Raw genomic sequence first — 13894 nt, 5'->3', positions numbered from 1 at the left:
CATCCAATGGGCGGTGGCAGCTATTAAATCGATAGTAAATCAACTTTTGGACGAATCTATTGCCCGCCAAGCCTGCACATTACCGTGCGCAGGGGAGGGCGGCGAAAGCGAAAGCTTCCGCGACAGCCGACCCGCAAGGGGCGGTCAGAGCGAAAAGAGGAGTCTCTTCAATCTATGAAACACATCATTGCTGTCTTGCTGGAAAACGAGCCCGGTGCTCTTTCCCGCGTTGTGGGCCTGTTCTCGGCCCGGGGTTACAACATCGAGTCGCTCACGGTGGCTCCCACCGAAGACGCGACGCTGTCGCGCATGACCATCCAGACCTCCGGCTCGGACGACGTGATCGAACAGATCACCAAGCACCTGAACCGCCTCATCGAGGTGGTCAAGGTGGTCGATTTGACCGAAGGTGCCTACACCGAGCGCGAGCTGATGATGGTCAAGGTGCGTGCGGTCGGCAAGGAGCGCGAAGAAATGAAGCGCATGGCCGACATCTTCCGCGGCCGCATCATCGATGTGACCGAGAAGAGCTACACCATCGAGCTGACCGGCGACCAGGGCAAAAACGACGCTTTCCTGGAAGCCCTGGACCGCAGCGCCATTCTGGAAACCGTGCGCACCGGTGCCAGCGGCATTGGCCGGGGCGAACGCATCTTGCGGGTTTAAGTTTTGAGTCGTCCGTACGCGCGTTTTGACGGGCTCAACGCGAACGGACTCTTTTTGGCGATTTCGGTAAACGTTCGCCCTGGGCCTGTCGATGGGCATTTCGCCAAACCTTTAAATTACTGAAAGAAGAACATGAAAGTTTTTTACGACAAAGACTGCGACCTCAGCCTGATCAAGGGCAAGACGGTTGCCATCATCGGCTACGGTAGCCAGGGCCATGCCCACGCGCAAAACCTGAACGACAGCGGCGTGAAGGTCGTGGTCGGTCTGCGCAAGGGTGGCGCTTCCTGGGACAAGGTTGGCAAGGCCGGCCTGAACGTGATGGAAGTCAACGACGCGGTCAAGGCCGCCGACGTGGTCATGATTTTGTTGCCCGACGAAGATATCGCCGGTGTCTACAAGAACAATGTCGAACCCAACATCAAGGCAGGCGCTTCGCTGGCCTTCGCCCACGGCTTCAACGTGCACTACAACCAGGTCGTGCCCCGTGCGGATCTGGACGTGTGGATGGTCGCCCCCAAGGCACCCGGCCACACCGTGCGCAACACCTACACCCAGGGCGGCGGCGTGCCCCACCTGGTGGCCGTGCACCAGGACAAGACCGGCAAGGCCCGTGACTTGGCTCTGAGCTACGCCATGGCCAATGGTGGCGGCAAGGCCGGCATCATCGAAACCAACTTCAAGGAAGAAACCGAGACCGACCTGTTCGGCGAACAAGCCGTGCTGTGTGGCGGCGCGGTCGAGCTGATCAAGATGGGCTACGAAACCCTGGTGGAAGCCGGTTACGCCCCTGAAATGGCCTACTTCGAATGCCTGCACGAGCTCAAGCTCATCGTCGACCTGATCTACGAAGGCGGCATTGCCAACATGAACTACTCGATCTCGAACAACGCCGAGTACGGCGAGTACGTGACCGGTCCTGAAGTCATCAACGCCGAGTCGCGCGTTGCCATGCGCAATGCCTTGAAGCGCATCCAGACCGGCGAATACGCCAAGATGTTCATCCTGGAAGGCCGCACCGGCTACCCCAGCATGACCGCCCGCCGCCGCTTGACCTCCGAGCATTCCATCGAAATCGTGGGTGCCCAGCTGCGCGCCATGATGCCTTGGATTGCCAAGAACAAGCTGGTCGACCAGACCCGCAACTAATCGCTCTGCGATAAGTCCCGCTTCGGGCCTGCTGACCTCACGGTGAGCAGGCCCGAAGTGCGTTGGAGGCCCGGATTTTCTCTTGATTCCCCATGCAAAAAGCGCCCCGCAGGGCGCTTTGGTGTGGGTGAGCGGGGCTCAGGCCTTGCGACGCTTTGCCAGAACCAGACCCGCCAGGCCCAGGCCCATCAAGGCCAGCGAACTGGGTTCCGGCACCGTATTGCGGGCGGTGGTGTGGTAGGTCACGTCGTCCATGACAAAGGCACCGTTACTGACGGACAGCCGCACTTCGTCCACCAGGCCCGCGTAACCCGACGACAGGAAGCTGGGCGTATCCGACAAGCCCAGCAGGGACGAGGTAAACACCAGTTGGCCGTCGTTGAATAGCTCAAAACCGGCGCTTTGGTAGCCCGAGAAGTAGGCACCGTCAAAAATGACATCGCTGGAGAATTTGAACCCATCGGTGGTGGGGCTGTCGTTGTTGTAGATGCGGGTTTTGCCCGAGGACGGGTTGTAAGGCGACTGCACCGAGTCGTAGTAGTTCCAGCCAGCGCCCCAGGTGAGCCCTGCGTAGTTGGATGCCAGAGTGCCCTGGCCGTTAAGGTCCTCGAAGGTGACTACGGTGGCGCTGGCCATGCCTGCGAAAGCGATAAGGGAGGTGGCTAGTAATTTCGGCAAAAAGCGCATGGTGATCCTGTGGTTGTGTAATCTTCTGTTACCGAGTGTTGCACGGGATCATGCGTAAGCTATTGAAAAATATAGCTTTCAGGACAATGAAGACGGTTTGTGTGACTTAGTCGAGTTTCCACAGTGTCGGGCCCACCACAGTCGACCGGGCGGTCTATGGCCCGGGTTTGGCCTTTACCGCAGCGGCCACTTCCTGTCCCAGCTCGAACACCGCCATGGCGTAGTAGCTGCTCCAGTTGTAGCGGGTAATGGCGTAGAAATTCTCGGTGCCCGCCACATACTGCGGTGGGTCGCCGCCGTTGTGCAGCTCTACCAGCGCCAGCGGGCCGGTGTGTTGCAGCGCCGGGCCGTCCAGCACCGCACCCAGGGCCTGGAAACGGGCCACGCTGAAGGTGGGCAGGATGTCCGGGGCCATCAGCGCATCCATATCCAGGGTTTTTGGGTCGAACTGCACCGGGTAAAACACCGGCATGCTGGTCTGCCAATGGAAAGCCTTGAAGTAGTTGGCCACCGAGCCAATCGCATCGGCCGGGCTGTTGAACAGGTCGACCCGGCTGTCACCATCGAAGTCCACCGCAAAATTCACCCAGCTGGTCGGCATGAACTGGCCCAGGCCCATGGCCCCGGCGTAGCTGCCGCGCAGGGCCAGGGGGTCGATGCCCGCGCGCTGGGTCAGGCTCAGGTACTGCTCCAGCTCGCCCTTGAAGTAGGCCGTGCGCTCCTTGGCGCGCGGGTGGCTGGCGGGAAAGTCAAAAGCCAGCGTGGTCAGCGCGTCCAGCACCCGGAAGTTGCCCATGTTCTGGCCGTAGATCGTCTCCACACCGATGATGCCGACGATGATTTCGGCCGGTACGCCGTATTCCTGCTCGGCCCGCTCCAGCGTGGCGCGGTGGGCCTGCCAGAAGCGCACCCCGGCGGCAATGCGCACGGGGTCGATGAAGCGGCTGCGGTAGAGCTGCCAGTTTTTGATGGTGCCGGTGGGCGCAGGAGCCATCAGGCGCGGCACGCTGGGGATGAAGCGGGCCTGGGCCAGTACCTGGTGGACCCAGGCCGGGTCCAGGCCACGGCGCTCGGCGATATCGTCGGCGGCGGCCACTACGTCCATGCGGCTGGCGTACAGCGGGCCGGTAGGTGTGGCGCTGGTGGCTATTTTGGATTTAGTGCTTTTTGGGGCCTTGGCGCTTGCGGGAAGGGCGCAAGAAGCTATTAAAAAAATAGCAATCGGAAGAAGTTTGTACATGGCAATGGAAAGGTGACCGCCGAGTCTAGCGCGGCCACCCAAGCCGCTTGAACGCCTTTCGCAGCGCCGCCAGGCTGCCGGGGCTGTGCGGCGCGTACCGCAGGCCCTCCATCTGCAGCAGCCAGTCGCGCAGGGCGGGTCGATCGGCCACCAGCGCGGCCATCTGCCGGGGGGCGGCGTGGGCCGGTACTTGGATGCCGGTTTTCAGCATCTTGCGCCGGGCCTGGTCCAGCAGGCGTAGCCAGGGGTCGTGCTGGCGGCGTTCCCACTGGGCCCAGGCTGCACCGCCCAGGCTGGCCAGCACCAATAAGCCCGCCAGCAGCTTGCCCAGGTCTTCCCATTCGGGGCTGTCGAAGCCGATGTTTTTCAGCAGGTTGAGCTGCTGGCTCTGGCTGTAGTTCAGCACCCACTGGTTCCAGCTGTTGTTGAGCGCGTCCCAGGCGGCGCGCAGGCGCCGGGCCGCGTCGGGGTTGACGTTGGCCAGGGTGTTGGCGATGGCCCCGCGTGGGGCCTGCAGGCGGGTGAAGCTGCCCACCCGGCCCGGCGACACCGCGCCGGTGGGGTCCACCCGGGTCCAGCCTGTGGTGGCCGTCCACACCTCGGCCCAGGCGTGGGCATCGCTTTGGCGCACTACCCAGAAGCCGTCCACGCCGTTGAGCTCGCCGCCCTGGTAGCCGGTGACCACGCGCGCCGGGATGTCCAGCGCCCGCATCAGCACCACGAAGGACGAGGCGATGTGCTCGCAAAAACCGGCTTTGCGGTCAAACCAGAATTCGTCGGCGGTATCGCGCCCGTACAGGCCGGGCTCCAGCGTGTAGAGGTAGCCACCGGTGCGCAGGCGGGTCAGCACGGTTTGCACCAGCGCGGCGGTGTCGGCACCGGGCTGGGCACGGCGCAGGTCGGCGGCCAGTTGCAGGGTGCGCGGGTTGAAGCCGGGCGGCAGATCCACATAGCGCTGCAGGTCCAGGTTGGCCCGCTGTGGGCCATAGCGAAACTGCGGGTAGCTTTGCGCCTGGTAGCGCAGCAAATCGGTGGTGGGGCGGCTGGCCAGCCACTGCAGGTCGCTGGTCATCACCGCGGATACGCCTGCGGGCAGGGTAGGGGCCTGGGGCGTGGCATCCAGCGTTAAAAGCCAGGGGCGGTTGTTGGGCTCCAGCGTCACCTGGTAGCGCACCGGCGGGCCGGACACCTGCAGGTCGCGGGTATCGGGCCGGGCAAAGTCGCGGGCCTGGGGCAGCCATTCGCGCCCGTCATACAGCGACAACACCGGGCCGCGAAAGTACAGGTCGCGTTGCGCAGGCGGCACTCCGTCAAACCGCACCCGCATGGCGATGCTGTCGTCCAGCGCCAGGCTGGCCATGGTGCCCACCTGCATGCTGGCCGACAAGCCGCTGCGCCCGGCCATGGCATCGCTGGGCACGCCCCACAGCGGGGCCATGCGCGGAAACAGCACAAACAGCACCGCCATGATGGGCGCACCCAGCAGCGCCATGCCGCCCGCAATACGCGCTGCCTCGCGCAGCGGGGCCTTGTTTTCGACCGGCATATGGGCATTGACCAGGGCCGTCAACAGCCCCAGCAGCGCCACCAACATGGCCACTGCGGTCAGCAGCGACTGCGAGAAAAAGAAGTTGCTGAGCATCGTAAAAAAGCCCAGAAAAAACACCACAAACGCATCCCGCCGCGCCCGCAGCTCCAGGGTTTTGAGGGCCAGCAGCACCACGATCAGCGTCACCCCCGCGTCCCGCCCCAGCAGGGTTTTGTGCGTGGCCAGCGTGGCCGCTAGCGCCGCCCCCAGCAGCACCGCCAGCCACCAGCGTGACGGCAGCGGCCGGGAGCCCCACGCCAGCCAGCCGCGCCACACCAGCACCCCCGCCGTGGCCAGCGCGCACCAGACGGGCAGATTGCCGATTTGCGGCAGCACCACCCAGGCGATGACGGCCAGCAGAAACAGGGTGTCGCGGCTGTCTCTTGGGAGGTGAGGCAGTGCGGTGAAAGAGGTGGACCAGCGCATAAGGTGGTTGCTATGTATTAAAGAGCTGCTTGTACTTATGGAATAAGCGCTAGGCACCGATTTGGCATAAAGCCAATGCCTCCAGGCAACGCCGCTTGTGCGCCTCGCCTGCGCCCGGCGCAAGGTCTTGCCCCGGCAGGCGCAGCCCGTAGTCCAGCCCTAGCTGGTCCGCCAGCAGCACCCAGGCGCACAGGCGCGAGAGTTTGGCTTCCACCCCCGGCGACCCGGCCTGGGCGTAGTCCAGCCAGAGCTCGTGGCGCTGGGCTTGCTGGCTGTCGCGGCTGACGAGTTCATCGGCCTTGGCGGCCTTTTTCCAGACCACCAGCTTCAGCGGGTCGCCGCGCCGATACGGGCGCACGCCGTCGAATTCACCGCTGGCATTCGGCGCGCTGTGGCTGGCCCCGCCCGCGCGCGGCTGGCCGGGGGGCAGCGGCGGCGGGTGGGCTTCGGGGCGGGGGTAGACCAGCAACTGCGCAGCGGGCCGCCAGTAGGTCCAGACGCGGAAGGTGCCCAGCGGGAAACGGGTTTCGGCGGTGATGGCGGGCAGGTGCTGCAGGCCGCGCTGGGTGGGGGTGAAGGCGATTTGCACCCGGCTGCTGCCCTGCGCGGGCACGTCGGTCCAGGCCCAGTGGCCGCTGCCCAGCAAGCCCAGGCCAATGCCGTGGCGGGTGGTTTTGCGCGTGCTGATGACTTGTATGGAAATCAGGGCGCTAGCGCCCATGTACTGGGCGGTAGGTGCTATCAAATGCAGAGTCAACCCGCGCAGCGTGGCGTGGCCCACGTGCATGCCCACCACGGCGCATCCGGCCAGCATGAAGGTCAGCACATACCCGAGGTTGAGCTGGTAGTTGATGCTGGCCACCAGCAGCACCAGCAGCGTGGCCGCCAGCATGCAGCCGGGGCCGGTGGGCAGGATGTAGACGTTGCGCTGGGTCAGCAGCGTGGTGTCGGTCAACTGGATGCGCGCCTGCCACCAGCGCTGGAAGCGGGCCCGCAGCATGTTCACGGCAAGGGCGTGCCCGCGATCATGGCCTGCACCTGGGCCACTGCGCCACGGCCTGCGTCGCCCACCGGTACCAGGCGGTGCGCCACGGTCTGCGCCAGGATGGCCTGCACGTCGTCCGGGGCCACGTAGTCGCGGCCACTGAGCAGCGCCTGGGCTTTGGCGGCGCGCACCACGGCAATACCGGCGCGCGGGCTCAGGCCCTGCACAAACCAGCGGCCCGAGCGGGTGGCGGCCACCAGGTCTTGCACGTAGTCGAGCAGCGGATCGGCGGCATGGACTTGCAGCACCTGCTGCTGCAGGCTTTGCAGCTCGGCGGGACTCAGCAGGCTGGGCAGATGCTCCACCAGGTCGCGCCGGTCTTGTCCGGCCAGCAGCTGGCGCTCGGAGGCGCGGTCGGGGTAGCCCAGCGAGATACGCATCAAAAACCGGTCGAGCTGCGACTCGGGCAGGGCGAAGGTGCCCAGCTGGTCCAGCGGGTTTTGCGTGGCGATGACGAAGAAGGGCGAGGGCAGGGGGCGGGTGGCGCCTTCTACCGTGACCTGCTTTTCTTCCATGGCCTCCAGCAGCGCGCTCTGGGTTTTGGGGCTGGCGCGGTTGATTTCGTCGGCCAGCAAAATCTGCGCAAACAGCGGGCCGGGGTGGAACACAAAGGCTTCCTTGCCGCGCTCGTAGATGGATACGCCGCTCAGGTCGCTGGGCATCAGGTCGGCGGTGAACTGCACGCGCGAGAACTGCAGGCCAAAGGTGCGGGCCAGCGCATGGGCCAGCGTGGTTTTGCCCACCCCGGGCACGTCTTCGATCAGCAGGTGTCCCCCCGCCAACAGGCAGGCCACGCAGTCCTGTACCTGCGCGGGTTTGCCCACAATCACCGTGTTAAGCTGTTTTAGCAGTTCGTTGAGTTTGTTTTGTACGTGCATTTCTTCACGTTACCAAAAAATTAAAGACCTATAACCGTGAACAAGACTGGCTACTTCACCCACCCCGCCTGCCGCAAGCACGAAATGGGCGCAGGCCACCCCGAATGCCCGGCGCGGCTGGACGCGATTGACGATCGTTTGCTGATCAGTGGCGTGGGCGATGCGCTGGAGCATTTCCAGGCCGCGCCCGCCGCCCTGGCCGATATCGAGCTGGCGCACAGCCGCAGCCTGGTGTACACCCTGCGCGGCCTGACCGATACGCTGCGCGAGGACATCAACGCCGGTGGCCCCACCCACGCGCAGGTCGATCCAGACACCAGCCTGAATATCTACACCTGGGATGCCGCCCTGGCCGCCGCCGGGGCCACGCTGGCCGCCACCGACGCAGTGATGGCGGGTGAGCTGGAAAACGCCTTTTGCGCGGTGCGCCCGCCGGGCCACCATGCCGGGCGCGACACCTCCAGCGGCTTTTGCTTTTTCAACAACGTGGCGATTGCCGCCAAGTACGCGCTGGAGCGCCACGGCCTGCAGCGGGTGGCGATTGTGGACTTTGACGTGCACCACGGCAACGGCACCGAGAACATCGTGGCCGGGGACGGGCGCATTCTGATGGTGAGCTTTTTCCAGCACCCGTTCTATCCCGAGGGCGGTGCGCAGTCGGATGCGGCCAACCTGGTCAACATCCCCGTGCCCGCCTACACCCGCGGCATGGAGGTGCGTGAACTGGTCGAGATGTACTGGGTGCCCCGTCTGGAGGAGCACCGTCCCGAGATGATTTTCATCAGCGCCGGTTTCGACGCGCACCGCGAAGACGACATGGGCCAGATGGGCCTGGTCGAGCAAGACTACGCCTGGATCACCATGCGCATCAAAGATATCGCCCGCCGCTACGCCAAGGGCCGCATCGTCAGCAGCCTGGAGGGCGGCTACGACCTGAGCGCGCTGGGCCGCAGCGTGGAAGCGCACATTCGTGTGCTAGCAGATTTGTAGCTGCTCGTGCCCTTCCCATCAGCGCGGGAACCTATTTTGCCTTTGTATTCTCTGAGCTCCATGAATTCTGTCTCTACTGCCAACGCCGCCCCCATCACCGATCTCGACAGCTGGCTAGCCGCCCTGCTACGCCCCACCGCCCTGGTGGAATTGGCCTCCCTGGGGGCCTGCATCCTGCTGGCCTGGACCCTGGTCTGGCTGGTGCGCCGCGCGGTGGGCACGCCCGACGAAAAGTCCATTCTGTTTGGCCGCCGCCTTGTGGATGGGGTGATGTTTCCGCTGCTCTTGCTGGGCCTGGGCCTGCTGGCGCAATTGCTGGTGGGGCACTGGATGCCGCTGGCGGTGTTCAAGATTGCCATGCCGGTGCTGGTGTCGCTGGCGGTGATCCGTACCGGGGTCAAGGTGCTGCAGGTGGCGTTCAACAATGCGCCCATCGTGCGGCTGCTGGAGCGCACGATTTCCTGGGTCGCCTGGCTGGCCATGGTGCTGTGGGTCAGCGGCCTGCTGCCGGTGCTGCTGGACGAGCTGGACCAGTTCAAATGGAAGGTGGGCGGCTCGATGCTGTCGGCCCGCAACCTGGTGGAAGGCGCGCTCACCGCGGGGGCGGTGCTGATCTTCACGCTGTGGATTTCGGCTGCCATCGAGGCGCGGCTGCTGAAGTCGGCCACCGGCAGCGCGCTGTCGCTGCGCAAGGCCATCAGCAACGCCACCCGGGCCTTGCTGATGTTTGTGGGCCTGCTCGTGGCCTTGTCGTCGGTGGGCATCGACCTGACGGCGCTGTCGGTACTGGGCGGCGCGGTGGGCGTGGGTATCGGTTTTGGCCTGCAAAAGCTGGCGGCCAACTACGTGAGCGGCTTCGTGATCCTGGCAGAGCGCAGCATCCGCATTGGCGACTTTGTGAAGGTGGATAACTTTGAAGGCCGGGTCACCGACATCAACGCCCGCTACACCGTGGTCAGCGCCCCCAATGGCCGCGAATCCATCGTGCCCAACGAGATGCTGCTGATCCAGCGGGTGGAAAACCTGTCGCTCAACAATTCCCGCATTTCGCAATCCACCGCGGTCACCGTGGGCTTTCAAAGCCCGGCCGAGGTGGTGATGGCATTGATGGAGGAGGCCGCCTTGCAAGAACCCCGCGTGCTGCGCGAGCCCGCACCGGCGGCCACCCTGGCCGAGTTTGCGCCCGAGGGCCTGGAATTCCACCTGGGCTACTGGATCAACGACCCCGAAAACGGCCAGGGCAACCTGCGCTCGGCCATCAACCTGCGCATCCTGCAGGCGCTGCGTGCGCAGCAGATTGGCATCCGGCTGCAAAGCGCCCACCCGCCGATACCCGGCGATCTGGTGTCGCCGAATTGACCCTGACTGGCCAAATAGCAAGCCACAAAGTCCCGTTTGCCTTTTATAATTTAAAAAAGAACGACCGTACTATTTTTTCGGACCCTGTTTGGGTTGCGGCATAAAATCACGCTCGAGAATTACATTGCATAACTTTTAGGAGCCAACAGCATGAAGGTACTGGTAGCCGTAAAACGCGTGGTCGATTACAACGTCAAGGTCCGCGTCAAAACCGACGGAACGGGCGTAGACATCGCCAACGTCAAGATGAGCATGAACCCCTTTGACGAAATCGCCGTCGAAGAAGCCGTGCGGTTGAAAGAGAAGGGCGTGGTCACCGAGATCATCGCCGTCTCCTGCGGTGTCACCCAGTGCTCCGAGACCCTGCGCACCGCCATGGCCATCGGCGCCGACCGTGCCATCCTGGTCGAAACGGCCGAAGAACTGCAACCCCTGGCTGTCGCCAAGCTCCTCAAAGCCCTGGTCGACAAGGAACAACCCGGCCTCGTCATCCTGGGCAAGCAAGCCATCGACGACGACTGCAACCAGACCGGCCAAATGCTCGCCGCCCTGGCCGACCTGCCCCAGGCCACCTTCGCCAGCAAGATCGAGGTCGCCGATGGCAAAGCCAGCGTCACCCGCGAAGTCGACGGCGGCCTGGAAACCCTCAGCGTCTCGCTGCCCGCCGTGGTCACCACCGACCTGCGCCTGAACGAACCCCGCTACGTCACCCTGCCCAACATCATGAAGGCCAAGAAGAAACAGTTGGATGTCTTCAAGCCCGAAGACCTGGGTGTGGATGTGTCACCGCGCATCAAGACCCTGCAAGTCTCCGAGCCGCCCAAACGCAGCGCCGGTATCAAAGTCCCCGACGTGGCCACCCTGGTTGCCAAACTCAAGACCGAAGCGAAAGTGATCTGACATGTCCGTACTTATCATTGCCGAACACGACAACGCCAGCGTCAAAGGCGCGACCCTGAACACCGTCACCGCCGCCATCCAATGCGGAGGCGATGTGCACATCCTCATCGCCGGTAGCAACGCCGGTGGCGCTGCGGCGGCTGCTGCCCAGATCGCCGGAGTCGCCAAGGTCCTGCACGCCGATGCCCCCGGGTTTGCACACGGCCTAGCCGAGAACGTCACCGCCCAGGTGCTGGCCCTGGCCTCCGGCTACAGCCACATCGTCTTCCCCGCCACCGCCTCGGGCAAGAACGTGGCCCCCCGCGTGGCTGCCAAGCTGGACGTGGGCCAGATCAGCGACGTGACCAAAGTCATCAGCGCCGACACCTTCGAGCGCCCCATCTACGCCGGTAACGCCATCGCCACCGTGCAAAGCCTGGACGCGACCAAGGTGCTCACCGTGCGTACTACGGGTTTTGATGCTGCAGCGCATATGGAATCGGCGCAAGCAGCTATTGAAAGCATAGCGCCAGTAGCTGCTAGCGGCAGCACCAGCTTCCTGGGCAGCGAAATCGCCAAGAACGACCGCCCCGAACTCACCGCCGCCAAGATCATCGTCAGCGGTGGCCGGGCCCTGGGCAGCGCCGAGAAGTTCAACGAAGTCATGGTGCCCCTGGCCGACAAGCTGGGTGCCGCGTTGGGAGCATCGCGCGCTGCCGTAGACGCAGGCTACGCCCCGAACGACTGGCAAGTGGGCCAGACCGGCAAGATCGTGGCGCCCCAGCTGTACGTGGCCGCCGGTATCAGTGGCGCCATCCAGCACTTGGCGGGCATGAAGGACAGCAAGGTGATTGTGGCCATCAACAAGGACGAAGAAGCGCCGATCTTCAGCGTGGCGGATTACGGGCTGGTAGCCGATCTATTCGTCGCAGTCCCAGAACTGGTCAAGGCGCTGTAATGTAATAAAGCACACCCCCAGGCTTCAGTGCTTCGCATCTTTCTCCAACCCCCTTGCAGGGGGCAACACCAGCAGCCTGGCAAAGCCAGTTCTGCGGTGTTTCTGGAAGGGGCGGGTTCTGCCAGCTTGGGTGGATTCCCTCTGTAAGGTGCAAAACAGCAAGAGAAGGCATCCTGCGAGGTGCTTTTTTTGTACCTATTTTTGATCTCGGAGACACCCCATGAGCTACACCGCCCCGCTGAAAGACATGCTGTTCAACATCCAGCATCTGGCCCGCATCGACCACATCGCTGCGCTGCCGGGCTTTGAAGACGCGGGGCTGGACACGGCCCAGGCGGTGCTGGAAGAGGCGGCCAAATTCAACGAGGGCGTGCTTGCTCCGCTGAACTGGACGGGCGACCAGAACCCTTCCACCTGGAAAGACGGCGTGGTCACCGCCTCGCCAGGCTTCAAGGGCGCTTTCAAGCAGTTTGCCGAAGGCGGCTGGCAGGGCCTGCAGCACCCGGCGGACTACGGCGGCGCGGGCCTGCCCAAGTCGATCGGCGCGGCCTGCGTGGAAATGTGCAACAGCGCCAACCTGAGCTTTGCGCTATGCCCCTTGCTCAGCGACGGCGCGATCGAAGCCTTGCTGACGGCAGGCTCGGATGCGCTCAAGGCCACGTACCTGGAAAAATTGGTCAGCGGCGAGTGGACCGGCACCATGAACCTGACCGAGCCCCAGGCCGGTAGCGACCTGGCCATGGTGCGCAGCCGCGCCGAACCGCAGGCCGACGGCAACTACAAGGTGTTTGGCACCAAGATTTTCATCACCTGGGGTGAGCACGACATGGCCGAGAACATCGTCCATCTGGTGCTGGCGCGGGTAAGCGGCGCGCCCGAGGGCGTGAAGGGCATCAGTCTGTTCGTGGTGCCCAAGTTTCTGGTCAATGCCGATGGAACGCTAGGTGCGCGCAACGACGTGCACTGCGTCAGCATCGAGCACAAGCTCGGCATCAAGGCCAGCCCCACCGCCGTGCTGCAGTACGGCGATAACGGCGGTGCCGTGGGTTACCTGGTGGGCGAAGAAAACCGCGGCCTGGAGTACATGTTCATCATGATGAACGCCGCCCGTTACGCCGTGGGTGTGCAGGGCATTGCGGTGGCCGAGCGGGCCTACCAAAAGGCGGTGCAGTTTGCCAAAGACCGGGTGCAAAGCCGTCCGGTAGATGGCTCGGTCAAGGCCAGCGTGGCCATCATCCACCACCCCGACGTGCAGCGCATGCTGATGACCATGCGCGGCCACACCCAGGGCTGCCGTGCCATGGCCATGGCGGCGGCAGCGGCCTACGACATTGCCCACCACCATCCTGAGGCCGAAACCCGCCAGCAGAACCAGGCCATCTACGAATTCCTGGTGCCGCTGGTCAAGGGCTACAGCACCGAAATGAGCCTGGACGTGGCCTCGCTGGGCGTGCAGGTGCACGGCGGCATGGGCTTCATCGAAGAAACCGGGGCCGCCCAGTACCTGCGCGATGCCAAGATTCTGGCCATCTACGAAGGCACCACCGCCATCCAGGCCAATGACCTGGTGGGCCGCAAAACCCTGCGCGATGCCGGTGCCACGGCCAAGGCCATTGCGCGCCAGATCGTGGTGACCGAAACCGCGCTGACCCAGAGCGGCAGCGCCGACGCGGTGGCCGTGGCCCGCCGCCTGAAAACCGCCCGCACCGCCTTCCTGGACGTGGTGACTTTTGTGGTCACCCAGGCCAAGGCCCAGCCGAATGCCGTGTTTGCGGGCAGCGTGCCCTACCTGATGCTGGCGGGCAAGCTGGTGGCCGGGTGGCAACTGGCGCGCTCGCTGCTGGTGGCCGAAGAGCTGCTGGCCAAGGGCGAGGACACCGCTTTCATGCAGGCCAAGATCACCACCGCCCGTTTTTATGCCGACCATGTGCTGGTGGCCGCACAAAGCCTGCGCGACAGCATCGTGGAGGGCGCGGACAGCGTCACCGGCCTGGCCTTGGATGCTTACTGATTGCTATAACTTTAGTAG

At 64.1% G+C, this 13894-nt stretch carries 12 protein-coding genes; 7 read left to right on the top strand and 5 right to left on the bottom strand.

The annotated features are described in order from the left end of the window. Positions 1–174 precede the first annotated feature (174 nt). Entirely contained in the window at positions 175–666 is a 492-nt protein-coding gene (gene ilvN / locus AC097O_RS10960; RefSeq protein ID WP_315206846.1) for an acetolactate synthase small subunit, read from the top strand. A 132-nt stretch (positions 667–798) separates the two neighbouring features. Further along, positions 799–1815, top strand: a complete 1017-nt coding sequence (gene ilvC, locus AC097O_RS10955) for a ketol-acid reductoisomerase (RefSeq protein ID WP_315240913.1) — start codon at positions 799–801, stop codon at positions 1813–1815. A 138-nt stretch (positions 1816–1953) separates the two neighbouring features. Here the strand turns inward: ilvC and AC097O_RS10950 are convergent, their stop codons facing one another. The 5 genes from AC097O_RS10950 to AC097O_RS10930 all read right to left on the bottom strand — a co-directional run bounded on the left by AC097O_RS10950 (position 1954) and on the right by AC097O_RS10930 (position 7679). Next, on the bottom strand, positions 1954–2502 hold the full coding sequence (locus AC097O_RS10950; protein ID WP_479592806.1) for a PEP-CTERM sorting domain-containing protein: 549 nt from the start codon (positions 2500–2502) through the stop codon (positions 1954–1956). A 154-nt stretch (positions 2503–2656) separates the two neighbouring features. Further along, positions 2657–3742: a lytic murein transglycosylase B gene (gene mltB, locus AC097O_RS10945; protein WP_479592805.1), complete on the bottom strand. Its 1086-nt coding sequence runs from the start codon at positions 3740–3742 to the stop codon at positions 2657–2659. 25 nt (positions 3743–3767) lie between these two features. Then, entirely contained in the window at positions 3768–5756 is a 1989-nt protein-coding gene (locus AC097O_RS10940; RefSeq protein ID WP_479592804.1) for a transglutaminase TgpA family protein, read from the bottom strand. 49 nt (positions 5757–5805) lie between these two features. Further along, the gene (locus AC097O_RS10935) at positions 5806–6756 is read right to left on the bottom strand and encodes a DUF58 domain-containing protein (RefSeq protein WP_479592803.1); all 951 of its coding nucleotides are present in this window, start codon (positions 6754–6756) and stop codon (positions 5806–5808) included. A gap of 2 nt (positions 6757–6758) precedes the next feature. Then, positions 6759–7679, bottom strand: a complete 921-nt coding sequence (locus AC097O_RS10930; protein WP_479592802.1) for an AAA family ATPase — start codon at positions 7677–7679, stop codon at positions 6759–6761. A 36-nt stretch (positions 7680–7715) separates the two neighbouring features. Between AC097O_RS10930 and AC097O_RS10925 the strand changes: the two genes are divergently transcribed. The 5 genes from AC097O_RS10925 to AC097O_RS10905 all read left to right on the top strand — a co-directional run bounded on the left by AC097O_RS10925 (position 7716) and on the right by AC097O_RS10905 (position 13876). Next, entirely contained in the window at positions 7716–8669 is a 954-nt protein-coding gene (locus tag AC097O_RS10925) for a histone deacetylase family protein (RefSeq protein ID WP_479592801.1), read from the top strand. A gap of 60 nt (positions 8670–8729) precedes the next feature. After that, the gene (locus AC097O_RS10920; RefSeq protein WP_479592800.1) at positions 8730–10028 is read left to right on the top strand and encodes a mechanosensitive ion channel family protein; all 1299 of its coding nucleotides are present in this window, start codon (positions 8730–8732) and stop codon (positions 10026–10028) included. Between the two features lie 150 nt (positions 10029–10178). Beyond that, on the top strand, positions 10179–10928 hold the full coding sequence (locus AC097O_RS10915; RefSeq protein ID WP_479592799.1) for an electron transfer flavoprotein subunit beta/FixA family protein: 750 nt from the start codon (positions 10179–10181) through the stop codon (positions 10926–10928). 1 nt (position 10929) lies between these two features. Further along, positions 10930–11865 carry an electron transfer flavoprotein subunit alpha/FixB family protein gene (locus AC097O_RS10910; RefSeq protein WP_479592798.1) on the top strand — a complete coding sequence of 312 codons (936 nt, stop codon included), beginning with the start codon at positions 10930–10932 and terminating at the stop codon, positions 11863–11865. Positions 11866–12085: 220 nt separating this feature from the next. Continuing rightward, complete coding sequence (locus AC097O_RS10905; RefSeq protein WP_479592797.1) at positions 12086–13876, top strand: acyl-CoA dehydrogenase; 1791 nt, start codon at positions 12086–12088, stop codon at positions 13874–13876. The last annotated feature ends 18 nt before the right edge of the window (positions 13877–13894 follow it).

The sequence above is a fragment of the Rhodoferax sp. LS1P39 genome (assembly GCF_056521425.1).
This window is presented reverse-complemented; position numbering and strand designations above follow the sequence as displayed.

What these genes read in the sequence shown, in the direction of transcription:
- ilvN (WP_315206846.1), top strand. Translation starts at nt 175, where the DNA reads ATGAAACACATCATTGCTGTCTTGCTGGAAAACGAGCCCGGTGCTCTT.
- ilvC (WP_315240913.1), top strand. Translation starts at nt 799, where the DNA reads ATGAAAGTTTTTTACGACAAAGACTGCGACCTCAGCCTGATCAAGGGC.
- AC097O_RS10950 (WP_479592806.1), bottom strand. Translation starts at nt 2,502, where the DNA reads ATGCGCTTTTTGCCGAAATTACTAGCCACCTCCCTTATCGCTTTCGCA.
- mltB (WP_479592805.1), bottom strand. Translation starts at nt 3,742, where the DNA reads ATGTACAAACTTCTTCCGATTGCTATTTTTTTAATAGCTTCTTGCGCC.
- AC097O_RS10940 (WP_479592804.1), bottom strand. Translation starts at nt 5,756, where the DNA reads ATGCGCTGGTCCACCTCTTTCACCGCACTGCCTCACCTCCCAAGAGAC.
- AC097O_RS10935 (WP_479592803.1), bottom strand. Translation starts at nt 6,756, where the DNA reads ATGCTGCGGGCCCGCTTCCAGCGCTGGTGGCAGGCGCGCATCCAGTTG.
- AC097O_RS10930 (WP_479592802.1), bottom strand. Translation starts at nt 7,679, where the DNA reads ATGCACGTACAAAACAAACTCAACGAACTGCTAAAACAGCTTAACACG.
- AC097O_RS10920 (WP_479592800.1), top strand. Translation starts at nt 8,730, where the DNA reads ATGAATTCTGTCTCTACTGCCAACGCCGCCCCCATCACCGATCTCGAC.
- AC097O_RS10915 (WP_479592799.1), top strand. Translation starts at nt 10,179, where the DNA reads ATGAAGGTACTGGTAGCCGTAAAACGCGTGGTCGATTACAACGTCAAG.
- AC097O_RS10910 (WP_479592798.1), top strand. Translation starts at nt 10,930, where the DNA reads ATGTCCGTACTTATCATTGCCGAACACGACAACGCCAGCGTCAAAGGC.
- AC097O_RS10905 (WP_479592797.1), top strand. Translation starts at nt 12,086, where the DNA reads ATGAGCTACACCGCCCCGCTGAAAGACATGCTGTTCAACATCCAGCAT.